Origin of the sequence: Falsiroseomonas selenitidurans (assembly GCF_012103215.1) — a bacterium.
In the GTDB taxonomy this organism is placed as follows: domain Bacteria; phylum Pseudomonadota; class Alphaproteobacteria; order Acetobacterales; family Acetobacteraceae; genus Falsiroseomonas; species Falsiroseomonas selenitidurans.
Genome location: NZ_JAAVNE010000022.1, coordinates 34632 through 59350, shown reverse-complemented (window position 1 = coordinate 59350; position 24719 = coordinate 34632). Strand labels below are relative to the sequence as shown.

The window sequence follows — 24719 nt, the reverse complement described above, 5'->3', positions numbered from 1 at the left end:
GGGAGGAAACCAAGAACATGATCACCCGCCGCGCCGCGCTCGGCCTGCTGGCCGCGCCTGCCCTCATCCGTCCTGCCGCCGCCGCCTGGCCGGACCGCCCCGTGCGCCTGCTGCATGGCTTCGGCCCCGGCGGCACCGCCGACATCCTGGCCCGCCTGCTGGCCACCCCGATCGGCGAGGCGCTGGGCCAGCCCGTGGTGGTGGAACCGCGCCCCGGCGCCGGCGGCAACATCGCCTCCGGCCAGCTGGCCCGCGCGCCGGCGGATGGCCACACGCTGGCGCTGCTGACCGGCGGCCACGCCGTCAGCGCCGCCTTCGCCCAGGGGCTGACCTTCGACCCGCTGAACGATTTCGACTTCCTCTCCCTGGTCGTGCGCTACGCCTTCGTCGTCGCGGTGCGCGCCGACAGCCCGGCGCAGGACCTGAAGGGGCTGCTGGAGCGCGCGCGCAACCCGAACGCCGTCACCTTCGGCTCCGCCGGCGTCGGCTCCACGCATCATCTGGTGGGGGAGATGCTGAACGCGGTGGCCGGCGTGCAGATGCAGCACGTGCCCTATCGCGGCGATGCCGCCGGCACCACGGCGCTGCTGGCCGGCGACATCGGCGCCATGGTGACCACCAGCGTCGGCGTGATGCCGCATGTCCGCGCCGGCACGGTGCGCTGCCTGGCGGTGACGGCGACGCGGCGGTCGCGCCTGCTGCCGGAGGTGCCGACGGTGGCGGAGGCCGCGCTGCCGGGCTTCGAGGCGCCGACCTGGGCCGGCATCGCCGCGCCGCGCGGGCTGCCGGAGCCGGTGGCGCTGCGCCTGCACGGCACCATCGCCCAGACGCTTGCCGACCCCGCCCTGCGGCAGCGCCTGGCGGAGCTGGTGGATGGCGAGGTGGATGCCGGCCGCCCCGGCGACATGCGCCCCTTCGTCGCCAGCGAGATCGCCCGCTGGCGCCAGGTGATCGAGCGCCAGGGCATCCGCATGCAGGGCTGAGGGAGACCCCGCGCCGGCGCTGCTACAGCGGCGCCGGCATGGCCACGCCGTGGCGCGCGGCGGCCTCGCCCAACTGCTTCCACACCGCCGGCGGCAGCGGGATGCCTTCCGCCAGGCGCCGCGCGCGCTCCGCATCGCCGCGTTCGCCGGGCAGGCTGAGCGCATCGACGCCCGCGGCGCGCGGCTGGGCCGCCACGGTGGCCGCCAGGTCGTCCACATCCGCGGTGAACGCCGCCGCGTCGCCGAAGGCGGCGAGGTCCAGCGCGATGGCGATGCCGTTCATGCCGTAGCCGCGTTCGCCGCGCAGCGCCGGGGCGATCACCGGGTTGCCGGCGGCCAGGCTGGCCAGGCACTCGATCATCAGCGACAGCCCGGCGCCCTTGTAGCCCGCCATGGGCTGCAGCGTGGCGACGGCGGCGGCATCTGTGGTCGGCGCGCCCGCGGCATCGATGCCCCAATCGGCCGGGATCGGCGTGCCGGTCTGCTTCGCACCCATCACCTTGCCCAGCGCCGCCGTCGCCGTCGCCAGGTCGATCAGCAGCGGCGGGCGGCCGGCGGCGGGAATCGCGATGGCGATGGGATTGGTGGAGACCACGGCCTTGCGGCTGCCCGGCCAGGCCATCAGCGGGATGGAGGCGGTCATCACCAGCCCTGCCATGCCGGCCTCCGCCGCGCGAAGCGCGAAATGGCCCACGGCGCCGGCATGGGTGATGCCGCGCGCCACGCACCAGCCGACATGCACGCGCCGCGCCGCGGCGATGGCTTCGTCCATCGCGCGGTGCATCGCCACGGGCCCCGGCGCCGAATCCGCATCCAGCAGCGCGATCGCGCCGGCCGCGCGCAGCAGCGTCATCGCCGGCCGCGGGCGGATGTCGCCGGCGGCGATCTGCTCCAGGTAGCGCGGGATGCGCATGACGCCGTGGCTGTCCACGCCGCGGAGATTGGCCCAGACCAGCGTCTCCGCCCACAGCGCCGCATCCGCGGGCGTGCAGCCGGCGGCTTCCAGGATGCCGGCGGCCAGCGCCTGCAGCGCCGGCGCCGCGAGGCGCGGCCTCGCGCTCATGCCGGGACCGATGCCGGGAACGGGGCGGGGAAATGCACGTCGAGCCAGCCCTTCAGCAGGCCGGCGGTGCGCTGGTTGCCGGCGGCGAGCGGGAAATGGTCGGTGCCGGTGATCAGCACGAGGTCCTTCGGCTGGCCCGCCTTCTCCCACAGCCGGATGGATTGCTCGGTGGGGGTCACCGTGTCGTCCGCGCCGTGCAGGAACAGCACCGGGCGCGGGCTGATCCAGTGCACCACCTCCTCCGCCCTGAAGTCGAACATGGATTGCGCGGTGTCGGCGGAGACCTCCATCAGCGCGTTGGGCGAGAGGTTCTTGCGCAGGTGCTCCTGCATCGGCACCACGTCGAAACGCGGCACCGTCATCGCCTGGCCGGTGCTTTCCTTGTGCGCGCGGTTCGCCGCCAGCATGCCGGTGAACTTCGCCCAGGCTTCGGGCGTGGCGTGCTGGCCCTGGAACTTGCGCTCCCCATGCCCCCAGCCGCAGGAGGAGATGACGGCGGCGAAGCGCTGGTCCACGGCGCCGGCATAGCAGGCGACGGCGGCGCCGAAGCTGTGGCCGATCACGGCGATGCGCTGCGGGTCGATCTCCTCCCGCGCGCTCAGCCAGTTCAGCGCGTTCTTCGCATCCGCCACCTGGTCGTGGCACAGCACGTAGCCGCGCCGGCCTTCGCTCTTGCCGCAGCCGCGGAAGTCGAAGCGCAGCACGGCATAGCCGAAGCCTTCCAGCAGGCGCGCCATGATCTCCGCATGGCTCTTGTCCTTGGAGCCGATGAAGCCGTGCAGCACGATGAAGGCCGGCAGTTTCTGCCCCGGGCGGTGGCCTGCCGGGATGTGCAGGTCGCCGGCCAGCGCAAGGCCGTCCGAGGGGAAGGTGATCGGCATGTCCATCGGCGGGCCTCCCATAGCGCGGCACACGCAGCGCCGCGTGTGCCGGGAGTAGGCCACGGATTTTCGAACATGACAACTTGTTCGAAGGAAATCAGGGTCAGCCGGAGGTCGGCCGGCTGCCCTTGAACAGCGGCCGCGTGGTGCGCGCGGCGTAGCGCCAGCGGCCATCCGCGCCGCGCACGCACGCATCCGTGACGGCGCCGATCAGGATCGGCGGTTCCGACAGCAGCGGCGGCTCGCCATCCTCGGCGTAGAGGCACATGGTCCATTCCGCCGTCGCATGGTCGGCATCCTGCACCGTGACGTGGAAATTGTGGATCAGGTGCCGCGCCACCCGCGGCCCGCGCCCCTCGCGCTCCGCATAGAAGGCGCGGATCGCCTCGCGCCCGGTGCGGGCCTTGTGGCTGGTGGTATAGACCCCGTCCTCCGTGAAGTGCTCGTGCGCGTTGCGTCCCCAGTTCAGGTCCACGTCGTGCCAGAAGGCGATGTTGAGGATTTCCAGCTCCTGCCGGATGCGCAGCGCGTCGAAGTCCATGGCGGGGTGCGTCCTGTGTCAGTCCACCGAGATGTTGGCGGCGGCGATGATCGGCCGCCATTGCTCGACCTCCGCCGCCATGCGCTGCGTCAGTTCCGCCGGCGTGCCGCCCAGCGGCGTCAGCCCCAGCGGCTGCAACAGCGACCGCGTCTCGTCCATCGCGAGATAGGCGTTGCTGGCGGCGTTCAGCTTCGCCACCGTCTCCGCCGCCAGCCGTGCCGGGCCGAGCAGGGAAATCCAGCCGGTGGCGCGGTAATCCGCGATGCCCTGCGCCTGCACCGGCGGCACGCCGGGCAGCTGCGGGATGGCCTGCGTCGCGGTGATGCCCAGGGCGCGCAGCGTGCCGGCCTGGATATGCGGCAGGTAGGTGGTGACCAGGTCGATGCCCATGTCCACCGCGCCGGCCAGCAGGTCGTTGGTCAGCGGCGCGGAGCCGCGATAGGGCACCAGGTTCAGGCGGATGCCGGTGCGATGCATCAGCAGCTCGATCGCCAGATGCGCGGCGGAGCCCAGCGGCGGCGTACCGCAATTCACCTTTTCCGGATTCGCCTTCGCGAACGCCACCAGCTCCTGCACCGTGCGATAGGGCATGGCGCTGCGCGCGGCGATGACGATGGGCAGTTCCGCCAGCAGCGCGATCGGCGCCAGGTCGGTGGAAGGGTTGAACGGCATCGACTTGAACAGCAGCGTGTTGTTGGTGATCGGGCCGTTGGTGGTGACCATCAGCGTGTGCCCGTCCGGCGCCGCGCGGGCGACAGAGGCGGCGCCGATATTGCCGTTGGCGCCGGACCGGTTCTCCACCACGAAGGCCTGGCCGAAGCGTTCGGAAAAATTGCGCGAGACGGCGCGCGCCAGCACATCCGTGGACCCGCCGGCCGGCCAGGGCACCACGACGGTGACGGGCCGACTGGGCCAGGCCTGCGCGCGGGCGGGAAGCGAGGTTGCGGCAAGCCCCGTGCCGATGGCCAGGCCGCCGAGCCGCCGCCTCGTGATTCTGGACATGGTGTCCTCCCTTCCTGGTTCTTCATGGGCCTGCCGCGGGGCAGGGTGGTTCATTCGCGTGGGATGCCCGCCGCGACGGCCAGCGCGCGCCACAGCGGCACCTCCGTACGCAGCCGGGCGGCCAGCGGCGCCGGCCCGTCCAGCAGCGTCGCCGCCCCCAGCTCCGCCATGCGCAGCGCCAGCGGGGCGCCCTGGCGCAGCGGCGCCAATTCCCGCATCAGCGTTGCCACCGCATCGGCCGGCAGGTCGCGCGGGCCGAACAGGCCGAACCACAGCTCCACGCCCTCATAGGCCGGCACCAGTTCCGGGATGGCCGGCGCCTCCGGCAGCAGCGGGCTGCGGGCGCGCGCGCAGCTGGCCAGGGCGCGCAGCCGGCCGCCGCGGATATGCGCCAGCACCTCGATCGGGCTGAGGAAGCCGGAGGCGACCTCGCCGGCCAGCAGCGCGGTGGCGGAGGGGGCGGAGCCGCGATAGGGCACGTGCAGCAGGTCCACCGCCGCCCGGGCGCGCAGCAACTCGCCCGCCAGGTGCACGGTGGTGCCGATGCCGGCGGTGCCGAAGCTGACGGCGCCCTGCCGCGCCTTCGCCTGCGCCAGGTAGTCCGCGAGATCCCGGAACGGCGAATCTGCGCGCACCACCAGCAGGATGGGCGAGGCCGCCGTCATCGTCACCGGCACCAGATCGGCCAGCGGGTCGAAGCCCGGGTCGCGCTGCAGCGCCGGCAGGATGGCGACGGCGGAGGTGCTGTGCAGCAGCGTGTGCGTGTCCGCCGCCTGCACCATGGCGCGGATGCCCAGCGCGCCGCCGGCGCCGGAGCGGTTCTCCACCACGAAGGGCTTGCCGAGGCGCCGTGCCAGGTGGTCCGCGATGATGCGCGCCGGGATGTCCGTGGTGCCGCCGGGGGCGAAGGGCACGATGATGCGCGCGGCGCGCGACGGCCAGGGCAATTCCGCCCGCGCAACCCCGAGGCAGGAAGGCGCCGCCAGGCCGGCGAGGCCCGCCGCCAGCAGCGTGCGGCGCCGGGGTGCAGGGGGTGGCGGGGCAGCCGGTGGCGGGCCGGGCGGCATCGGGCGTTCCTCCGCGGCGCCTTTCCGGTGCCGTTGCGAAGGAGGCTACCGACTTCGCGGGGGTCATCCAGCGCGGCGACGGTGCATTCCGGCCTGCGGAACGGGTCCAGCCCGGCCTCGGCGGCGGCGGCGCCGCGGCCTAGCCTCGGCCCAGCAGGGGGAAGACGACATGCAGGCTGATGACCCGGGCACCGCGCCGCGCGCGGCACGGTTCCGCGTGCCGCCCTTGGCCTGCGACGCGCATTGCCACGTCTTCGGCCCCGCCGAGCGCTTCCCCTACGCGCCGGGCCGCCGCTACACGCCGGAGGACCGGCCGAAGGAGGTGCTGGCCGCGCTGCACCGCCGCCTCGGCCTCGGCCGTGCCGTGATCGTGCAGGCGAGCTGCCACGGGACCGACAACCGCGCCATGCTCGACGCCCTGCGCAGCGCGCCCACCCGCACCCGCGGCGTGGCGATGATCGACGATGCGACGACGGAGGCAGCGCTGCGCGACATGCAGGATGCCGGCGTACGCGGCATCCGCTTCAACTTCATCGCGGCGCTGGGCGGCGCGCCGGACATGGGCGTGTTCCACCGCGCCGCGGACCGCGCCCGCAAGCTTGGCTGGCACATGGTGATGCAGCTGCAGGGGGATGGCGTGACGCGGATGGCGCCGGTGATCCGCGCGCTCGGCATGCCGGTGGTGATCGACCATATGGGCCGCGTCGACCCGGCGCTCGGCGTGGAGGGCCCGGCCTTTCGCGACCTGCTCGACCTGCTGCGCGATCCGCGCATCTGGGTGAAGCTGAGCGGGGCGGAGCGCATGACCCAGGCCCCCTTCACCGACGCCCTGCCCTTCGCGCGCGCCCTGCTGCAGGCGGCGCCGGAGCGCGTGCTGTGGGGCACGGATTTCCCGCACCCCAACCTGGCGACGCCGGTGGAGGAGCAGGTGCTGCTGGATCTCGTCGCGGATTTCGCGCCGGCGGAGGCAGACCGCCAGCTTCTGCTGGTGGACAACCCCGCCACGCTCTACGGCTTCCCCCGGAAAACGCTGCCAGAAGGAGAACCGCGATGAGCGAGGCGAAGCCGGGTGGCCTGGGCCCCTATGCCCTGCAGGGGCGCGTTGCGGTGATCAGCGGCGGCAGCAGCGGCATCGGCGCCGCCGCCGCGCGCCGCCTGGCCGAACAGGGCGCCACCATCGCCGTCGGCTACAACACCGGCCGCGACCGGGCGGAAGCCCTGGCGGCGGAACTGCCAGGGTCGGGCCACATCGCGCTGCACCTGCCGATGGGCGACAGCGCCGCGATCCGCGCCGCCGCGGCCGAGGTGGAGACCAGGCTGGGCCGTGCCGACATCCTGGTGAATTCCGCCGGCACCACCCGCGCCGTGCCGCATGCGGACCTGGATGCGCTGGACGACGAGACCTTCGACCGCATCCTGCTGACCAATGTCCGCGGCCCCTACGCCACCATCCGCGCCTTCGTGCCGCTGCTGCGGCGTGGCGGGGATGCGGTGATCATCAACATCTCCTCCCTCGCCGGGATCAACGGGCTGGGCAGCAGCATCGCCTACTGCGCCTCCAAGGCGGCGCTGGACACCATGGGCCTGTCGCTGGCGCGGGTGCTGGGGCCGGAGATCCGCGTCATCGGCGTCTCCCCCGCCGCGGTCGATACCGGCTTCGTGCCGGGCCGCAGCCGGGAAGCGGTGCTGAAGCAGGCGGCCGCCCTGCCGCTGCCGGTGGTCTGCCAGCCGGATGACGTGGCGCTGGCGGTGGTGGCGGCCGTGACGCATCTGCGGCTGAGCACGGGCACCACGCTGCTGGTGGATGGCGGCCGGCACCTGTAGCCCTGCCGGGCCCGGCAGGGCTACAGGTGCTGCTCAGCCGGGCGGCAGCGCCATCTGCCGGCGCAGCCAGTCCAGCCTTTCCGCCGCAGCGGCGGCGGCCAGCGCCTCGATCTCCCGGTAGGCGGCCAGCACCTCCTCCCCGAAGGGGGTCAGGGCACTGCCGCCGCCGCGCGCGCCGCCCTTGGCCGGGGCCACCACCGGCGCGTGGAAATGCCCGTTCATGGCCGACACCAGGTCCCAGGCGCGCTGGTAGGACATGCCCATGCGCCGCCCGGCCGCGGCGATCGACCCCGTCTCCCGGATCGCCTCCAGCAGGTCGGCCTTGCCGGGGCCGAAGGGCATGTCCTTGGCCAGCAGGACGCGGATGCGCAGGGGGGACGGCATGGGGCCCCAGGAAACCATGGAAGGTGGCGGGCGGGAACGGGCTTGATCTGGAGTCGCCGATCGATATCTTCCCTAATGGATATCGCCGCCGGGAGACCGCTCATGCGCCGCCGTGCCCTGGCCGCTCTGGCCCTGCTGCCAGCCCTGGCGCGCGCAGCCCGGGCGCAGCCGCAGCCCGCCACCGTCTTCGCCGCCGCCAGCCTGACGGACGCCCTGCGCGCCCTGGGGCAGGCGTGGGCGGCGCGCGGCAACCCGGCGCCGCGCCTGTCCTTCGCCGCCTCCTCGGCCCTCGCCCGGCAGATCGAGCAGGGGGCGGGCGTCGACCTGTTCCTCTCGGCCGATGAGCCCTGGATGGATTATCTTCAGTCCCGCGGCCTGATCCTGGAGGCCAGCCGGATCAGCCCGATCGGCAATGCGCTGGTGCTGGTGGCCCCCGCAAGGCCCGCCCGCGCGCCGGTGGCGCTGGGGCGCGGCGCGGATTTGCTGGCACTGGCCGATGGGGGCCGCATCGCCACCGGCGATCCCGCCCATGTGCCGGCCGGCCGCTACGCCCGCGCCGCGCTGGAATGGATGGGGCAGTGGAACGCCGTGTCCCCACGCCTGGCACGCGCCGACAATGTGCGCTCCGCCCTGCTGCTGGTGGAGCGGGGGGAGGTGCCGCTGGGCATCGTCTATGCCACCGACGCGGCGGCCAGCCGCGGCGTCACCGTGCTGGGCACCTTCCCCGCCGGCAGCCACCCCCCCATCACCTACCCCTTCGCCCTCACCCGCCGCGCCGCCGGGCACGCCCCGGCGCGGGCGCTGCACGCCTTCCTCGCCGGGCCGGAGGCCACCGCCACCTGGCAGCGCTTCGGCTTCGGCCTGGCGCGCTGATGGAGCTCTCCGCCGAGGAATGGCAGGCGATCCGCCTGAGCCTGGAGGTTGCCGGCCGCTCCGTCCTGGTCGGGCTGGTGCCGGCGGTGCTGGTGGCGCTGCTGCTGTCGCGCAGCCGCTTCCCGGGGCGCTTCCTGCTGGATGCGCTGGTGCACCTGCCGCTGGTGGTGCCGCCGGTGGTGGTGGGCTGGGCGCTGCTGATGCTGTTCGGGCTGCGCGGGCCGATCGGCGCGCCGCTGCATGACTGGTTCGGCATCCGCCTGGTCTTCACCACCGAAGGCGCGGCGCTGGCCACCGCCGTGATGTCCTTCCCGCTGATCGTCCGCGCCGTGCGGCTGGGGCTGGACCAGGTGGACCCGGGGCTGGAAGCGGCAGCGCGGACGCTGGGCGCCGGCCCGCTGGACCGCTTCCTGACCGTCACGCTGCCGCTGATGGCGCCCGGCATCCTGGCCGGCGCCGTCACCGCCTTCGCCGCCGGGCTGGGCGAATTCGGCGCCGTCATCACCTTCGCCTCCAATATCCCGGGCGAGACGCAGACCCTGCCGCTGGCCATCTACACCGCCACGCAATCCCCGGGCGGGGAGGCGGTGGCGGCGCGGCTGGCCGGCCTCTCCCTGGCCCTGGCCGTGGCCCTGCTGCTGCTGGCGGAATGGGTCGCCCGGCGCATGCACCTTCTGCTCGGCCGCGCCTGAGCATGCTGGAGGTCTCGGTCCGCCACCGCTACGGGCGGGACGGCTTCGCGCTGGATGCCGGCTTCACGGTGGCGGAGGCCGGCGTGACGGCGCTGTTCGGCCCTTCCGGCTGCGGCAAATCCACCCTGCTGTCCATCGTCGCCGGGCTGCTGCGGCCGGATGCGGGGCGCGTGGTGCTGGGCGGCACCGTGCTGGTGGACACGGCGCGGCGGGTGTTCCTGCCGCCGGAAGCCCGGCGCTGCGGCGTGGTGTTCCAGGATGCGCGGCTGTTCCCGCATCTCAGCGTCGCCAGCAACCTGCGCTACGGGCTGACGCGCGCGCCGCGCGACGCCACCGGCCCCGGGATGGCGGAGGTGGTGGCGCTGCTGGGGCTGGAGGCGTTGCTGGCCCGCCGCCCCGCCGGGCTTTCGGGCGGGGAGCGCCAGCGCGTGGCGCTCGGCCGCGCCCTGCTCGCCCGCCCCTGCCTGCTGCTGATGGATGAGCCGCTGGCGGCGCTGGATGCGGGCAGGCGGGCGGAGGTGCTGCCCTTCCTCGCCCGGCTGCGCGACGCCGCCCGCCTGCCCATCCTCTACGTGACCCATGCGCTGGAGGAGGTGGACGCGCTGGCCGACCGGCTGGTGCTGCTGCGCGACGGCCGGGTGCTGGCAGAGGGCGCGGTGGAGGACCTCGCCACCCGCACCGACCTGCCGCTGGCCGCGCGGCGCGATGCCGGCGTGCTGCTGCCCTGCACGGTGGCGGCGACCGATCCCGGCGGGCTGACCCGGCTGGACTTTCCCGGCGGCACGCTGCTGGCCACCGCACGGCCGGAGCCGCCGGGCACCCGGCTGCGCCTGCGCATCCGCGCCCGCGACGTGGCCCTGGCGGTGGCGGAACCGCGCGGCCTGTCGACGCGCAACATCCTGCCCGCCGTGATCCAGGACCTGGCCCCCGGCAGCGCGCCGCAGGAGGTCTTCGTGCGCCTGGCCGTCGGCCCCAGCACCCTGCTGGCCCGCCTCACGGAGGACAGCGTGGCCCGCCTGGCGCTGCGGCCGGGGATTCCGGTCTGGGCGCTGCTGAAGGCGGTGACTTTCGACCATCTGGGCGGGGTGCGGTAGCCGGCTGCGGGGATCCGGCCGATCGCCCCCAATGGCCTTCGCCCTACCCCCGCAGGTGGCAGGAAGCGAAATGGCCGGGCGCCACTTCCCGCAATTCCGGCACCACCGTCTGGCAGGGATCCGCCTTCGCGATCGGGCAGCGGGTGTGGAAATGGCAGCCGCTGGGCGGGTTCAGCGGGCTCGGCACGTCGCCCTTCAGCCGGATGCGCTGGCGCTTCACCGTCGGGTCCGGGATCGGCACGGCGCTCAGCAGCGCTTCCGTGTAGGGGTGCACCGGGTTGGCGTAGAGGTCGCGGGCGGAGGCGATCTCCACGATCCGCCCGAGATACATCACCGCGACGCGGTTGCTGATATGCTCCACCACCGACAGGTCATGCGCGATGAACAGGTAGGTCAGGCCGAACTTCGCCTGCAGGTCTTCCAGCAGGTTCACCACCTGCGCCTGGATCGAGACATCCAGCGCGGAGACCGGCTCGTCGCAGACCACCAGCTTGGGGGAGACCGCCAGGGCGCGGGCGATGCCGATGCGCTGGCGCTGGCCGCCGCTGAATTCATGCGGGAAGCGGCGCATCTGGTCGGCATTCATGCCCACCGTCTCCAGCAGCTCCACCACCCGGTCCTCGCGCTCCGCGCGGGATTTCGCCAGGCTGTGGATCACCAGCGCCTCGCCGATGATGGCGCCCACCGTCATGCGCGGGTTGAGGCTGGCGAAGGGGTCCTGGAAGATGATCTGCATGTCGCGGCGCAGCCGGGAAAGCTGGTGGCGGTCCATCGCCGTCACCTCCTGCCCCTCGAACCACACCTGGCCGGCGCTGGGTTCCATCAGCCGCAGGATCAGCCTTCCGGTGGTGGATTTGCCGCAGCCGGATTCGCCCACCAGGCCCAGCGTCTCCCCCTGCGCCAGGTCGAAGCTGACGCCGGAGACGGCGTGCACCTCCTCCACCATGCGGCGCAGCAGGCCACCGCGCACGGCGAAGCGCTTCTGCAGGTCCTGCACGCGCAGCAGCGGCTCGGTCATGGGCGGTGTTCCGGGTAGAGGATGCAGGCCACCTTGTGGCCGGGCGCCACCTCGCGCAGCGGCGGCTCCGCCGCCACGCAGTCCGGCATGGCGTGGCGGCAGCGCGCGGCGAAGCGGCAGCCCACCGGCGGGTTGAGCAGGGAAGGCACGGTGCCGGGGATCGCCTCCAGCCGCGCATGCACGCTGGCGGCGCGGTCGATCCGCGGGATGGAGCGGATCAGCCCCTGCGTGTAGGGGTGGCGCGGCGTGGCGAACAGCGCCTCCACCGTCGCTTCCTCCACCACCTTGCCGGCGTACATGACGACGACGCGCTGCGCCACTTCCGCCACCACGCCCATGGCATGGGTGATCAGCAGCACCGCCATGCCGAGCCGCTGCTTCATCTCGTCCAGCAGGTCGAGGATCTGCGCCTGGATGGTGACGTCGAGCGCGGTGGTCGGCTCGTCCGCGATCAGCAGCTTCGGGTTGCAGGACAGCGCCATGGCGATCATCACGCGCTGGCGCATGCCACCGGAGAACTGGTGCGGGTAGTCCTGCACCCGGCGCTGGGGGTTGGGGATGTTGACCAGCCGCAGCATCTCCGCCGCCCGGTCCAGCGCGGCACGGCGGGACAGGCCCTCATGCTGGCGCACCGTCTCGGCGATCTGCTGGCCCACAGTGTAGACCGGGTTCAGGCTGGTCATCGGTTCCTGGAACACGAAGCCGATCTGCTTGGCGCGGATCTTCCGCATCTCCGCCGGCGGCAGCGGCACCAGGTCGCGGCCCTCGAAGCGGATCTCGCCGGCGACGATGCGGCCGGGCGGCATGTCGATCAGCTTCAGCACGGTCTTGGCGGTGACGGTCTTGCCGCAGCCGGATTCACCGACGACGCAGACCGTCTCCGCCCGGTTCGCCGTGATGTCCACGCCGTCCACGGCGCGGACCATGCCGTCATCGGTCTTGAAGTGGACCTTCAGGCCGCGGATGTCGAGCAGCGGCGTCGTGTCCCGCGCGGGCGCCGCCGAGGGCGCGAGCAGGGCCTCGCTCACAGCACGCGCCTCGGGTCGAGCGCGTCGCGCAGGCCGTCGCCGATGAAGTTGATCGTCAGCACCGTCAGGAAGATGGCGAGCCCGGGGAAGATCGCCCAATGCGGCGCGAAGTCCAGATTGTCCTTGGCATCGAACAGCAGCCGCCCCCAGGTCGGGATGTCCGGCGGGAATCCGAGGCCGAGGAAGGACAGCGTGCTCTCGGCGATGATCGCCGCCGCCACGTCGATGGTCGCCGCCACGATCACCGGCCCCAGCGCGTTGGGCAGGATGTGCCGCACCACCAGCCGGGGGCGGGAGGCGCCGAGGGCGCGCGCGGCCTCGACGAATTCCTTCTCCCGCAGCGAGAAGAACTGCGCGCGCACCAGGCGGGCCACCGGCATCCAGCGGAAGCCGCCGATGACGGCGACGATCATGATGAAGACGCCGGCCTCCGGCCCCACGATCTGCCCCAGCCCGTCGCGGAACAGGTAGATGATGAGCAGCAGCAGCGGCAGCTCCGGCAGCGACAGGAACAGGTCGGTCAGCCACATCAGCGCCGCATCCACGCGGCCGCGCGACATGCCGGCGATGGCGCCCACCAGCACGCCGACGCAGACCGCGACCAGCATGGCGGCGACGCCCACGGCCAGCGAGATGCGCCCGCCATGCAGCACGCGGGCCAGGATGTCCTGGCCCAGATCATCCGTGCCGAAGGGGTGCGCCCAGCTAGGGCTCTGCAACTGCGCGGAGAAGTCGATCTCGTCCACCGGCAGGGTCCAGACCAGCGGCCCGACCAGCACCGCCAGCACGATGCCGCTCAGCAGCACCAGGCTGACCACCGCCAGCCGGTGCTTGCGGAAGCGCCGCCAGGCTTCCGCGCCCGGCGTCACGCGCGGCCGGGCGGCGGCGGGGCTAGCTGTAGCTGATGCGAGGGTCGAGCCAGCCATAGATCACATCCGCCAACAGGTTGAAGAAGATGACGAGCCCCGCGAAGACGAAGGTGACGGCCATGATCACGGGCGTGTCGTTGGCCAGGATGGCACTGATGAGCAGGGAGCCGATGCCGGGCACGCGGAAGATCTGCTCCGTCACGATGGCGCCGCCGAACACGGTGGGCATCTGCAGCGCCACCAGCGTCACCACCGGGATCAGCGCGTTGCGCACCACATGGCGCAGCGTGACGCTGCCTTCCGGCAGGCCCTTGGCGCGCGCCGTCGTCACATGGTCCAGCCGGATCACGTCCAGCACGGCGGAGCGCACGAAGCGCGTCCAGGCGGCGCCCTGGAACAGGCCGAGCACGGCGACCGGCATGATGGATTGCCGGATCTGCTCCCCCCACCAGGTCCAGCCGGTGGAGGTGAGGTCCGCCCGGTAGACGAAGGGCAGCCAGTCCAGCGTGATGGAGAACAGCAGGATCAGCAGCAGGCCGGTGAAGAAGGTGGGCAGCGAGAAGCCGATGAAGGCCAGCGTGTTCGCCACCTGGTCGAACACGGAATAGGGCCGCGTCGCCGCCATCACGCCGACCGGCAGCGCGATCGCCAGCGCCAGGACCTGGGAGGCGCCGATGATCGCCAGCGTGGTCGGCAGCCGGGCCAGGATCAGCTGGTCGACATTCACGCGGCTGACGAAGGAATACCCCCAGTCGCCACGCAGCATGGCGGTCAGCCAGCTGAAATAGCGCGTCCAGACCGGGTCATCGAGACCCAGGCTGGCGCGCAGCGCCGCCCGCACATCCGGCGGGATGGCGGGGTTGGTGGCCAGCTCCTCGAAGGGGTCGCCCGGGGCCAGGGCGAGCACGGTGAAGAGGATGACGCTGATCCCGAGCAGGCTCGGGATCGCGATCAACAGGCGACGGACGACGTAGTTGGTCACGTCGGGACGCGGCCGGGGATCAAGCCGCGCGATGCCAGTCGTGCAGGAAGCCGAAGGTGAGATCCCAGGCGCTCAGCTTGTGGGTCAGCGTGTTCAGGCTGGCCGAGACGGTCGGCCGGCCGACCAGCGGGATGACGTGGTTGGAGCCCACGATCAGGTCGTTCATGCGGATGAACAGCGCGGCGCGCTTCACCGGATCCAACTCCCCTTCCGCGGCGCGGTAGGCGGCGTCGTATTCGTCGCTCTTCCAGCGGATGATGTTGCGGCCCTGCCAGGAATTGGCCTTGGTCGACATCTCCCACGACACATACTGGTTCATGAACAGCTGCGGGTCGGCCTGCGGCATCGTGGTGGTGTACATCTGGATGTCGCTGAAGAACTTCGTGTAGGTGTCCGGGTTCGCGACGTCCGAGGAGAAGAAGACGGAAGCGGTGACGGCCTTCACCTCGATGTCGATGCCGGCCCGCTGCGCTGCCTGCTTGATGACGGCCTGGGTGCGCTGGCGCGGCGTGTTGATGGAGGTCTGGTAGACGAACTTCAGCCGCTTGCCGTCCTTGGCCCGGATGCCGTCCGCGCCGCGCGTATAGCCCGCCGCGTCCAGGATCTCATTCGCCTTGGCGATGTTGAACTCGAACTTCGTGTTGGGTGAGCGGAAGCGCGGCGGGTTGTTCAGGAAATTGGCGGTGGCGGGGCCGCCGCGGCCGTAGATGAACTGCTCCAGCGCGTTGCGGTCGCACAGCAGCGACAGCGCCTCCCGCACCTTGGGGTCGGACAGCGTGGGGTGGGTGGAGTCCAGGCTGGCGCGCTCGCCATTCACCTCGTTCCAGGGGTCGCGCGTGTGCAGCTGGATGAACTCGATGCCGCCGCCGGGCACAATGTTCACCTTGCCGCGGCCATTGGCTTCCAGCCGCTTGAGGATCGCATCCTCCACCTGCATGTTCCAGGCATAGTCGAATTCACCGGTCTGCAGCACGGCGCGCGCGGCGGAGACGGCATCGCCGCCGCCCTTCACCTCCAGCGTGTCGAAGAAGGGGCGGTTCGGCATGTGGTAGCTGGCGTTGGCCTCGCCGCGCAGCATGTCGCCAGGCTGGAATTCCGAGAATTTGTAGCCACTGGTGCCGACCGGGCGCAGATTGGCCGGGGCCTCGCGGGACTTGGCACCCATGTAGTCCTTGAACAGGTGCTTCGGGATCATCATCCCGCGGGAGCCGACGAAGGCATCCGCCCAGAACGGCGTCGGCTTCTGGAACTCCACCCGCACCGTGTAGTCGTCCACCTTCACCACGTTCACGTCGCGGTAGCTGCCGGTGGTGACGGAGGCGGTGGCCGGGTCCTTGGCATATTCCCAGTTGAACACGGCGTCGTCGGCGGTGAAGTCCTGCCCGTCATGCCACTTCACGCCGCGCTTCAGCTTCCAGGTCACGGAGCGGCCATCGGCCGCCAGCCCGCCATTCTCGCGCGACGGAATCTCGGCGGCCAGGATCGGCTCCAGCGTGCCGTCCTGCGCCCAGCCGGCCAGCGGCTCGTAGAAGGCGCGGCTGCCGTCCTGGTCCTTGGTGCCGACCGCGAAATGCGGGTTCAGCAGCGTCGCGCCCTGCCAGTACAGCACCTTCAGCGCCCCGCCGCCGCGCCGCGACGGATAGGCGGAGGCGGTCTGCGCCGCGGCCGGCGCGGCGCCTGCGATGGCCAGAAGCTGCGTCGCCATCGGCGCCGTCAGCCCCACCGCCGCCATGCGCCGCACGAAGCCACGGCGCGTCAGCGTGCCGCGCTGCACGCGGCCGATCATCTGACGCAGATCGTCTTCCGTCATCCCCAACTCTCCCGACTTGCCGCCCGGGGCGCCGGGTCTGATGAGACCGCCCGGCTGCCCGCAGGCCCCTGTTTCAAGAACGCTACAGCAAGCCGGCGCCGCCTCGCACCCCCTTTTTCGATCACGGCCTTGCCGTTTCGCGCGGGCCTGCCCTCCGATGCGGCAGATCAGCGGCGCTGTTGCCCCAGTTCCTGGTCCACGACGCTGACCCAATAGGCGACGCCCATCGGGATGATGTCGTCGTTGAAGTCGAAATGCGGCGTGTGCAGGTTGGGCGAGGTGCCGTCCGGCCCATTGCCGCCGCCGATGAACATGAAGGCGCCCGGCCGCGCCTCCAGCATCAGCGCGAAATCCTCCGCCCCCGTCACCGGCGGGAAGGCCGCATCCACCGCCGCCTCGCCCACCAGCGCCGCGGCGGCGGCCACGGCAAGCTCCGTCTGCTCCGCATGGTTCACCAGCGCCGGCACGCCGCGATGGTAGATCGCCTCCGCCGTGCAGCCATGTGCCATGGCAAGGCCCTGCGCCAGTTCGCCGATCCGCCGTTCCAGCAGGTCCCGCACCGCAGGGGTGTAGCTGCGCGCGGTGCCGGTCACCGTCAGCGCCGCCGGCATGACGTTGGAGGAAATCGGGGAGCCGCCCTGGATCGAGCCCACGCTGAGCACCGCCGCCTCCACCGCGGCGACGTTGCGGCCGATGATGGTCTGCAGCGCCAGCACGAAATGCGCCTGCACGATGGTGACGTCCGTGGCCAGGTGCGGGGTGGACCCGCCATGCCCGCCGGTGCCGTGGAAGGTCACCGTGAAGCGGTCCGCCGCCGCCAGCGCCGGGCCCTTGCGGGTGGCGAAGCGCCCTGCCGGCAGGGTCGGCTTGTTGTGCAGCCCATAGACGGCATCGCAGGGAAAGCGGTCGAACAGCCCGTCCGCCAGCATCGCCCGGGCGCCGCCCCGGCCTTCCTCGGCAGGCTGGAAGATCAGGTGCACCGTGCCGGCGAAGTCGCGGTGCTCCGACAGCCAGCGTGCCGCGCCCAGCAGCATGGTGGTGTGCCCGTCATGGCCACAGGCATGCATGGTGCCGGGCGTGGTGGAGGCCCAGGGTTTGCCCGTCTGCTCCGCGATCTGCAGCGCGTCCATGTCCGCCCGCAGGCCGATCACCCGCTGCCCGGGCCTGGTGCCGCGGATGGTGCCGACCACGCCGAGCCTGCCGACGCCTTCCTCCACCTCCACACCCATCGCGCGCAGTTCCCGCGCCACCAGGGCAGCGGTGCGCACCTCCTCCATCCCCATCTCCGGGTGGGCGTGGATGTCCCGGCGAATGGCCGCCAGCGCCGGCTGCCAGGCCTTCACGGCTTCGATCACGTCGGCGGTCATCGCTGGGGTCCTTCCCGGGCAAGGCGCGCAGCTTGCCAGGGGGACGCGCCCTGTCCAGGGGGATCAGGCGAGGCCGTGGGGCAGCAGCGTCACGCCGGAGGGGACCCGGGGCGGGTCGGCGCCGGCCAGGCTGGCGAGCCGGGGGAAGACCAGGCAGCGCCCATCCGGCACGCCGAGGATCATCCCCGCCGGGCCCTCATGCAGGCTCACGGCGATGCCCGCCATCCCGGGCGTCTCACGCAGCCCCAGGCGAAGCTCCTCGCCCCAGACGCCCTGCGGCGCGTCGTTCACCACCAGCGCCAACTGGCCCGGCCCCAGTTCCGGGTCGGGTCGCAGGTCGAGGTGCAGCAGCACGCCGCCCTCGCCCTGGAAGGTCACCGCCTGGCCAAGCTCGATGGCCTTGTCCTGGAACAGAAAGCTGGCGCAATGGCGCGGCAGCGGCGGCGGCGGCTCCGCCGGCAGCAGCGAAATGAATGCCGCGTCATGCACCGGGGCGGAGACGGCCGCCAGGCCGGGCAGCCGCGCGAAGCCCAGCCGGCCATGGCCTTCCACCTCCAGCTCCACCCGACCGGCGCCGCGCAGCACGGCCACCACCAGCGGTGCCGCCGCACCCGGCAGGGGCAGCGACACCACCCTGCCCCAGCCGCTTCCCGCGCCGGCGCCGCTGCGCCAGTCATTCACCAGCAGCACCAGCCCTTCCGCCGCACGCCGCATCCGGACATGCAGGACGACGTCCCGCCCCTGGTAGAAGGTGACCGCCGCTTCCTCCGCCACCGCGGCCCCGGTGAAGTTGAACCGGTAGACCGGGCGGGTTGTGATCATCCGATCCGCTCCAGCGCCTGTTGCACCGGGATCTGCCAGGCCTGGCCCAGGGCGCGGAGGTGCTTGCGCATGCGCGCCAGCATCGCCGGGTCGCGGCCCTGGAAGCGCAGCATCGTCTCGAAGACGCGCAGCGTCTCCTGCAAGTGGCGGCCATGGTCCGTGCGGGTGGTGATGGTGCCGGCATGCCGGCGGTGGCGGTTCAGCGACTCCACCACGTAATGCACCGCGCCACCCGGGGCGCAGGCCTCCACATAAAGGCGCCAATCGGCGCAGAGGCGATAATGCGCGGCCTCCGGCGCCAGGCGGCGCAGCGCCGCCAGCAGGGCGTCGCGCCGCCAGAGCACGCTGCTGAGGTTGAGGATGAGGTTGCGCGGGCACAGCACCTCGGCCAGGAAGGCCGGGGCCGCGAAATGCTCGTCCTGCTGCAGGAAGGTGTCGCCCAGATCGGCGTAATAGGCCTTGTAGTCCGGGTGGGTGACGCGCCCTCCCTCGTCGATCTGCTGCGAATCGCAGAAGGCGAGCACGGCATCCGCCGCCCCCTCCAGCCGCCCGGCCATCCGGCGCAGGAATTCGGGATGCGCGGTGTCGTCCGCCTCCGCGATCCAGACCAGATCGCCGCCGGCCATCTCCACGCCCGCCTGCCACTGCCGCAGGATGTTGCCGCCATTGCTGGCGGACTGCACCACCCGCGCCGGCACCCTGTGGCGGGCGCAGAGCTCCTCGAACAGGGCGACACCGGCATCGGTGGAGCCGTCATCGAGCAGGACCACCTCCTCCACCCGATGCGTCTGGCGCAGGATTCCCCCCAGGCGCTCCGGCACGAAGCGGGCATATTGGTAGTTGGGGATGATGACGGTAATCCCGGTGCGGCCCAGCGCGATGGCCGGCGCCGGCGGCGCCTGCCCTTGCCGCATTGCCACGGCCTCGGCCAGGCAGGCGTGCAGCGTGCCGGCCAGCGTGCCGCGCTGCGCATCGAAGCACAGGGCCGCCGGGCGGATCGCCTCGGCCGGGCGCAGGCCCCGCGCCTCCCCCACTGCCAGGTAATGCGTCAGCGGCTCCCCCGGCGGATCGTAGGTCTCGCCGTACCAGAGCGGGTCGAAGACGCCGGCGGCACGGATTTCGGAGCTGCCGGGTGCCTCCTCTGCCGGAAGGGGCTGGGTCCCCGGCGGTTCGCGCCACAGCGACGGGGGGAATTCCGCCAGGGCCGGCGCCACCTGCCGCACCACCGTGTAGCGCAGGCCGGGGCTGCACCGGGCCAGGCCATGCAGCGTGCCGGGCCAGGGCCAAGCCCAGCGGCCGGCTGCCGCGCCGCAGGCGGTCAGCCGCAATTCGCCGGCTGCCAGCGCACCCTCCAGCACCACGCCTGGTCGTCCCATGGCCGTCGCGGGCAGGAAATGCACCTGCTCGGTCCCGTCCTCCAGCCCGAAGCAGATCTCGATGCGACGAAGCATGACCCAGAATCGCAGGGCGAAATACCCGCCCGTCGGCAGTGCCATCTCAACCCGCCAATCGCCGAGGCCATAGCCGGGGACGACCTCCAGCCGGTGTTGCCCGGCGAGGCCCAGGGGAATCGCGGGCAGGAGCCCCAGCTCCGCGCCAGCCCCGGCCCAAGGCCCTGGCCTGACGAAATCGCGGACTGGCCCTTTCACGTGCGGCTCTTTTTGCCCCTGGAAACTGTACATTGTCGGAATCGTGATAAGTATCGGGTCGCTACCCGGCTTGCCAAGGCCGGGGCGCGTCATTTCCGCCCGGCGTGCAGCGGTGGCAACGCCAGACGCCTGCCAATCCCGTTGGTTGCACCGCACACGACGAGATGCTTTTACCTGCCGGTGGCACGCCCCGGAGCCGGAGCGCGCGACCCCTGACGAGGCGGGCAAGCTGATGACAATGGACCAGACCGACATGGCGTCGCGCGAGACCATGCTGCGCACCGTGGCGCTGGAGGCCGATGGCCTGCGCGCCCTGCATGCCGAACTCGGCGGCAGCCTGGGCGAGGCGCTGCTGCGGACCGTCCGGCTCATCATGGCACGACCGGGCCGTGTGATCGTGACCGGCATGGGCAAATCCGGCCATGTCGGCCGCAAGATCACCGCCACCCTCGCCTCGACCGGCACGCCCGCCTATTTCGTGCATCCCGGCGAGGCGAGCCATGGCGATCTGGGCATGATCGCGCGCGAGGATTTGGTGCTTGCGCTGTCCTGGTCCGGCGAGGCGCCGGAACTGGCCGACATCATCGCCTATACAAGGCGCTTCGACGTTCCGCTGGTGGCCCTCACCTCCCGCGCCGAAAGTGCGCTGGGCAGTGCGGCGGACATCTGCCTGCTGCTGCCACGGGCACCGGAAGCCTGCCCGAACGGCCTGGCGCCGACCACCAGCACCACCATGCAGCTGGCACTGGGCGACGCGCTGGCGATGTGCCTGCTGGAGGCCCGCGGCTTCACCAGCGCCGATTTCCGCGACTACCACCCCGGCGGCAAGCTGGGCGCCCGGCTGAAGCGCGCCCGCGACCTGATGCACGGCAAGGAAGAGCTGCCGCTGGTGCCGGAGACGGCGAGCCTGCAGCAGGCGGTGGTGGAGATGACCTCCCGTCGCTTCGGGGTGACGGGGGTGGTGGACGAGGCGGGGCGCCTAGTCGGCGTGCTGACCGACGGCGACCTGCGCCGCGCCTTTCAGCGCGGCACCGCGCTGGAGCAACCGGTGGGCGGCGCGATGACGCGCCAGCCGCGCACCACCACGCCGGAAACCCTGGCCGCGGACCTGCTGGGCCAGATGAACGAGACCCGCATCACCAGCATCTTCGCGTTGGACGAAGCAGGGATCCCGGTGGGGGTGCTGCACATCCACGACCTGCTGCGGGCGGGGATCGCCTGAGGGCAAGGCATGGCGGGGCCAAAGGGGCCACGTGCCGGCAGGCCTGTGGGACTACCTCGGCATCACCACGACGCACACATCTTGTCAGAGAGAAAATCAAAGGGCATAGCATGCGCTTTGAGGGGATCCAGAAGACAATGGCGGTGAGCGTTCTAGACGTCGGCGAGTTTCGGCGGGCGTTTGGCGACCAGCCTGAGGAACGCCGCCCCGAGTTTCTCGCCGATGTCCTCGAAACGCTGGCAACGGGTCTCAGCGGCATTAACGGTATCGTCGCCTGCGTTGACATGGATGCGAAAGGCTTCCGCAGAGGTCTCGAACTGGCGCTTACGCGAAATCCGGCCAATCTGACGGCCGGGCGGGCGCTGATCTGGCACCTCATCCGGGAAGGCGAGACGGAAGCGGCGGATGCGCTGTCACAGGCGCTCGCCGGTCATTTCCCTAATCACCGCGACCTCTATCCCGAGCGCGTGCGGACACTACTGGTCGGCAATTCAGCCAAGGCGATGCCGGCCTTCGAGGCTGTGAAGCGCCAGCTCGGTGAGACCGCGCAGCTCTCCTATGCGCTGCAGTGCGCCTCGGTGGAGCCGAAAGGTGCCGCGGCAGCCAGCGTTGCCGCCTTCAACACCGTTCTGCGCGGCGCCTTCCTGGACATGGTCAACCTGCCGGAGAAGGACCATCCCCTCTCGTTGTCACCGGAAGAGCGCCAATCGCTCTGGCGCATCAGCGAGATACTGCTTGGCGCCCGCCGCATTGCCCTGGTCGGCAATGCGCCGACCCTGAAGGGGGCGGGGCTGGGGCCGGAGATCGACGCGCATGACCTCGTGATCCGCTGCAACTTCGCCGAAATCGAGGGCTTCGCCGCCGATGTCGGAAACCGCGTGGACCTGGTGGCCTTCAACGAGACGCTGCGCCCTTCATTGCAGCGCCTGCGAGGGAGATCTGGGCGCTATGCGGAGGTACCAGCGCTCGGTCTGCACCCGATCGCCGATTTCGGCGCATCGACAACGCGTGAGCCCATCCCCACCGCCGTCGCAACCCTACCCTATCCGACGCGTGCCTTCATCTCCGCCATCTCCTATGTCCGTTCGACCACCGGGCTGATGACGATGAACCTGCTGACGCTGATTTTCGGCAAATCCGTTACGGCCTATGGGTTCGATTTCTTCGCCGATGTCGCGCGGCCGCACTATTTCGGCCACCAGACTGGCGCCTACCTCGGCCACGAGGTGCAATACGAACGTTGGTTTGCCACTCATTTCCTCCCGGCAGTCCGCCCGGGCTTCCTATATTTGGTAAAGCCCAAATCGGCAGACTAATCTTGTGCGGCCGGCCCACGCCGTCGAGGAGCTCGGTTTAGGCGGGTCCGGCCGCGATGCCCTTCAGCCGGCTAGAAGGTGTAAGGCCAGCTTGCTCCAGCATTGCGCCGAAGCGAGTGGCCAGCGAGGCCCGCACAGAATCGAAGCGCTCGGCATAGGGGCCGATGGCATCGACGATGTCGTCCGCGATCGTTTCGCGCCCCGCATCGGTGGTGGCCATGACCGGCAGGCCCATGATCTCGGCCAGTTCGCGCGTCCTAAGGTCATGCGGGAAGATCAAGGCCGGCCGGCCGGACTGCCAGCCCAGATTGACACCATGGATGCGCGTGCCGACGATGACATCGAGGCGCCGATACGACTCCATCCAGGGTTCCACACCGAAATAGGAGCGCAACCGTCGACGGAAGGTACCGCGATCGACCTTCGCCACATACTTCTGGAACCCGGCCCCCGTGAACCAGGCCTCCTCCAGAGCCTCATCGCGATCGCCGCGGGCAAGGGCAACGGCGGCCAGCGGCTCCTGGCAGATGATTTCCTCGACCATCGGCGAGATGCGGCGGAACAGGCGCATTTCGAAGTTTGCCAGGCGGTCATAGAAAGTCGGCACGAAGGCCCATCGCTCGATCGGTCCGGCAAGGCGGCTGGCAATACGCTGGCCCATGCCCGGATCTGGATTGAGGAAGTTGGAGGGGCAGCCCAGCACCTCGTAATTCGTCACGCCTTAGTGCTCCAACACCTGAGCGGTGAAGTCTCCGCGCACGGCAATGGTGCGGCACTGTTCCGCGAGCACCCGCAGAAGGCGCTCTGTGCCCGGCTTCAGCTTCACTTCATCCACGCTGCGCCCGGCCTGCGCCCCGAGTCCGGCAATGACGACCGGCAAGCCCGCCTTCTCCAGCCGCCCGGCAAGGTCGGAGAAGTCGAAGCGTGAATAGAGAAAGTTCGCTGCCGGTATGCAGATAGCGCGGTAAGTTTCGCGGATCTTCGCCGGGTCGAAGCGGAAGCCGACAGGTGTGCAGGGATCCGCAAGGCAACCCGCCAACGCGGCGTGGAAGGCGAGATTGCCAGTATTGCGGCCGGTTTTGGCGAAGGCCTCCTCGGTGTCGAGGAAGCCGGACGCCGGAACGGTGCCGAACGACCCGGCATAGGCAACCGGCTTCAGGGGAGGCGCTGCTGCGGGAATTGGTTCGGGCATGCTCTCACCAGGAGAAGGGTTGCGGAAGGTGGTGCCGGTCCCGAGGCTCAGGCGGCTTTGGCCCGGCGGGCCGTCTCGGCGACCGCCTGCGCGAGGGCAGCGTAGTGCTTCGGCCGTTCCTGCGCAAAGCGCGCAAGATCGTCAGCTTCCTTCGCAGACCATCCCGCGTACTCCTCCACTCGAAGTCCAGATACAGCCTCGGGCTGGATGACCCGGCGCGTGTCACCAAAGACGTCCTGCAGCAGATTGGAAATCTTCTTGGTATTGGATTCTATGGCGACGAAGGGTGTGCCTGTGTTGATGGCGAAGCACACTGCGTGGTAGCGGCCGGTGACCAGCAGATCCAGACCTGCCATGCGCGCCGCGTAGTCGTAGATCGTGGTCGGCTGGTTCGGCGGGATGCGGATGTCACACGCAACGAAGCCCTTGTCCGTTTTCATCGTCTGCAACTGCGCCGAGACCTTGGGCAGGATCGAATCGGTTACGCCAATTCGTGCAGGCGGTTCAGATGGCGGCACAGTGCGCGCCGATGCAAAATCGTGGTACATTGAGAAATCAGGACAGTAAAGTGGCTTGGCCAAGCCGAAGGCCGCCAGCTCAGCAAAGCTCTGCCGATCGCGCACCTGCACGAGGTCATACTGCGCCAAATGAGTGTAGACCCGCGCGTCATTCGCTTCCAGGGTTGCGTTCAGCAGGATAGAGGGAACGCGCAGGGTCTGCCGACACAATGACCCGATCTGCGCCAGCGCCTGCGCCCGGGCGTTGCTGTGGTGAATGGAGCCCTCGCCGTTCACGACAACGGCGGAAACCTGCGCGATCCGCTCGTGGAACGTGGGGTCGGCCGTCCAGGGCTTCCCGACCGGGTGAAAGGACGGGATGCGCAGACCGGCCCGGGCGAGGAACACCAGCAGCCCTTCCACCACCGCCTGGCACCCGTAATGCCGGTCGGGCCGTGTGTCGTTCACCAGCATGACCGACCTGGCGTTACCATCCGTCTCCGGCATGTCTCGATCCTTGCCCTGCAACAACATCCAAGCGGC

25 protein-coding genes are annotated in these 24719 nt (G+C 71.0%); 8 read left to right on the top strand and 17 right to left on the bottom strand.

The window, feature by feature from the left end:
* Positions 1–17: 17 nt before the first annotated feature.
* Complete coding sequence (locus tag HEQ75_RS14645) at positions 18–983, top strand: tripartite tricarboxylate transporter substrate binding protein (protein ID WP_168031831.1); 966 nt, start codon at positions 18–20, stop codon at positions 981–983.
* 22 nt (positions 984–1005) lie between these two features.
* Here HEQ75_RS14645 and HEQ75_RS14640 read toward each other — a convergent pair whose 3' ends face one another.
* From HEQ75_RS14640 to HEQ75_RS14620, 5 genes are all read right to left on the bottom strand, one after another.
* Positions 1006–2046: an Ldh family oxidoreductase gene (locus HEQ75_RS14640; protein ID WP_168031829.1), complete on the bottom strand. Its 1041-nt coding sequence runs from the start codon at positions 2044–2046 to the stop codon at positions 1006–1008.
* Positions 2043–2933, bottom strand: a complete 891-nt coding sequence (locus HEQ75_RS14635) for an alpha/beta hydrolase (protein WP_168031827.1) — start codon at positions 2931–2933, stop codon at positions 2043–2045. Before HEQ75_RS14635 ends, HEQ75_RS14640 begins: the two co-directional genes overlap by 4 nt.
* A 97-nt stretch (positions 2934–3030) precedes the next feature.
* Positions 3031–3468: a nuclear transport factor 2 family protein gene (locus HEQ75_RS14630; RefSeq protein ID WP_168031825.1), complete on the bottom strand. Its 438-nt coding sequence runs from the start codon at positions 3466–3468 to the stop codon at positions 3031–3033.
* An 18-nt stretch (positions 3469–3486) separates the two neighbouring features.
* Positions 3487–4470 (bottom strand): Bug family tripartite tricarboxylate transporter substrate binding protein, encoded by a 984-nt coding sequence (locus HEQ75_RS14625; protein WP_168031823.1) that lies wholly within the window; start codon positions 4468–4470, stop codon positions 3487–3489.
* A gap of 50 nt (positions 4471–4520) precedes the next feature.
* On the bottom strand, positions 4521–5537 hold the full coding sequence (locus tag HEQ75_RS14620) for a Bug family tripartite tricarboxylate transporter substrate binding protein (protein WP_168031821.1): 1017 nt from the start codon (positions 5535–5537) through the stop codon (positions 4521–4523).
* Positions 5538–5706: 169 nt separating this feature from the next.
* On the opposite strand from HEQ75_RS14620, the gene HEQ75_RS14615 reads away from it, so the two are divergent.
* Both HEQ75_RS14615 and HEQ75_RS14610 read left to right on the top strand, forming a co-directional pair.
* A complete protein-coding gene (locus HEQ75_RS14615; RefSeq protein ID WP_168031819.1) occupies positions 5707–6591 on the top strand; it encodes an amidohydrolase family protein in 885 nt (294 codons plus the stop codon).
* A complete protein-coding gene (locus HEQ75_RS14610) occupies positions 6588–7361 on the top strand; it encodes an SDR family NAD(P)-dependent oxidoreductase (protein ID WP_168031817.1) in 774 nt (257 codons plus the stop codon). Before HEQ75_RS14615 ends, HEQ75_RS14610 begins: the two co-directional genes overlap by 4 nt.
* Before the next feature lie 33 nt (positions 7362–7394).
* Here the strand turns inward: HEQ75_RS14610 and HEQ75_RS14605 are convergent, their stop codons facing one another.
* On the bottom strand, positions 7395–7745 hold the full coding sequence (locus HEQ75_RS14605; protein ID WP_209318565.1) for a winged helix-turn-helix domain-containing protein: 351 nt from the start codon (positions 7743–7745) through the stop codon (positions 7395–7397).
* A gap of 102 nt (positions 7746–7847) precedes the next feature.
* On the opposite strand from HEQ75_RS14605, the gene modA reads away from it, so the two are divergent.
* The 3 genes from modA to modC are packed head-to-tail and all read left to right on the top strand — an operon-like array spanning position 7848 to position 10404.
* Complete coding sequence (gene modA / locus HEQ75_RS27880; RefSeq protein ID WP_209318564.1) at positions 7848–8618, top strand: molybdate ABC transporter substrate-binding protein; 771 nt, start codon at positions 7848–7850, stop codon at positions 8616–8618.
* Positions 8618–9310 carry a molybdate ABC transporter permease subunit gene (gene modB / locus HEQ75_RS14600; protein ID WP_209318563.1) on the top strand — a complete coding sequence of 231 codons (693 nt, stop codon included), beginning with the start codon at positions 8618–8620 and terminating at the stop codon, positions 9308–9310. The genes modA and modB overlap by 1 nt, the downstream gene beginning before the upstream one ends.
* A gap of 2 nt (positions 9311–9312) precedes the next feature.
* Complete coding sequence (gene modC / locus HEQ75_RS14595; RefSeq protein ID WP_168031811.1) at positions 9313–10404, top strand: molybdenum ABC transporter ATP-binding protein; 1092 nt, start codon at positions 9313–9315, stop codon at positions 10402–10404.
* A gap of 43 nt (positions 10405–10447) precedes the next feature.
* Here modC and HEQ75_RS14590 read toward each other — a convergent pair whose 3' ends face one another.
* The 8 genes from HEQ75_RS14590 to HEQ75_RS14555 form a co-directional block, all read right to left on the bottom strand.
* Positions 10448–11422: an ABC transporter ATP-binding protein gene (locus tag HEQ75_RS14590; RefSeq protein ID WP_168031809.1), complete on the bottom strand. Its 975-nt coding sequence runs from the start codon at positions 11420–11422 to the stop codon at positions 10448–10450.
* Complete coding sequence (locus HEQ75_RS14585) at positions 11419–12348, bottom strand: ABC transporter ATP-binding protein (protein WP_168031892.1); 930 nt, start codon at positions 12346–12348, stop codon at positions 11419–11421. The genes HEQ75_RS14590 and HEQ75_RS14585 overlap by 4 nt, the downstream gene beginning before the upstream one ends.
* A gap of 98 nt (positions 12349–12446) precedes the next feature.
* On the bottom strand, positions 12447–13319 hold the full coding sequence (locus HEQ75_RS14580; RefSeq protein ID WP_328733992.1) for an ABC transporter permease: 873 nt from the start codon (positions 13317–13319) through the stop codon (positions 12447–12449).
* A gap of 22 nt (positions 13320–13341) precedes the next feature.
* Entirely contained in the window at positions 13342–14301 is a 960-nt protein-coding gene (locus HEQ75_RS29060) for an ABC transporter permease (protein ID WP_168031805.1), read from the bottom strand.
* 19 nt (positions 14302–14320) lie between these two features.
* On the bottom strand, positions 14321–16111 hold the full coding sequence (locus HEQ75_RS14570; RefSeq protein ID WP_168031803.1) for a peptide ABC transporter substrate-binding protein: 1791 nt from the start codon (positions 16109–16111) through the stop codon (positions 14321–14323).
* 167 nt (positions 16112–16278) lie between these two features.
* The gene (locus tag HEQ75_RS14565; protein WP_168031801.1) at positions 16279–17478 is read right to left on the bottom strand and encodes a M20 aminoacylase family protein; all 1200 of its coding nucleotides are present in this window, start codon (positions 17476–17478) and stop codon (positions 16279–16281) included.
* Positions 17479–17541: 63 nt separating this feature from the next.
* Positions 17542–18300: a hypothetical protein gene (locus tag HEQ75_RS14560; protein WP_168031799.1), complete on the bottom strand. Its 759-nt coding sequence runs from the start codon at positions 18298–18300 to the stop codon at positions 17542–17544.
* Positions 18297–19796: a glycosyltransferase family 2 protein gene (locus HEQ75_RS14555; RefSeq protein ID WP_168031797.1), complete on the bottom strand. Its 1500-nt coding sequence runs from the start codon at positions 19794–19796 to the stop codon at positions 18297–18299. The genes HEQ75_RS14560 and HEQ75_RS14555 overlap by 4 nt, the downstream gene beginning before the upstream one ends.
* A 385-nt stretch (positions 19797–20181) precedes the next feature.
* Here HEQ75_RS14555 and HEQ75_RS14550 point away from each other — a divergent pair, with 385 nt between their 5' ends.
* Together HEQ75_RS14550 and HEQ75_RS14545 are read left to right on the top strand one after the other, a co-directional pair.
* Positions 20182–21171 carry a KpsF/GutQ family sugar-phosphate isomerase gene (locus HEQ75_RS14550; RefSeq protein WP_168031795.1) on the top strand — a complete coding sequence of 330 codons (990 nt, stop codon included), beginning with the start codon at positions 20182–20184 and terminating at the stop codon, positions 21169–21171.
* A 110-nt stretch (positions 21172–21281) separates the two neighbouring features.
* Complete coding sequence (locus HEQ75_RS14545; RefSeq protein ID WP_168031793.1) at positions 21282–22487, top strand: glycosyltransferase family 29 protein; 1206 nt, start codon at positions 21282–21284, stop codon at positions 22485–22487.
* Between the two features lie 37 nt (positions 22488–22524).
* Here the strand turns inward: HEQ75_RS14545 and HEQ75_RS14540 are convergent, their stop codons facing one another.
* From HEQ75_RS14540 to HEQ75_RS14530, 3 genes are read right to left on the bottom strand one after another with little or no spacing between them, the layout of a single operon-like run.
* Complete coding sequence (locus HEQ75_RS14540; protein WP_168031791.1) at positions 22525–23205, bottom strand: glycosyltransferase family protein; 681 nt, start codon at positions 23203–23205, stop codon at positions 22525–22527.
* 3 nt (positions 23206–23208) lie between these two features.
* Positions 23209–23679: a glycosyltransferase family protein gene (locus HEQ75_RS14535; protein WP_168031789.1), complete on the bottom strand. Its 471-nt coding sequence runs from the start codon at positions 23677–23679 to the stop codon at positions 23209–23211.
* A 47-nt stretch (positions 23680–23726) separates the two neighbouring features.
* On the bottom strand, positions 23727–24683 hold the full coding sequence (locus HEQ75_RS14530) for a polysaccharide pyruvyl transferase family protein (RefSeq protein WP_168031787.1): 957 nt from the start codon (positions 24681–24683) through the stop codon (positions 23727–23729).
* Between the last annotated feature and the right edge of the window lie 36 nt (positions 24684–24719).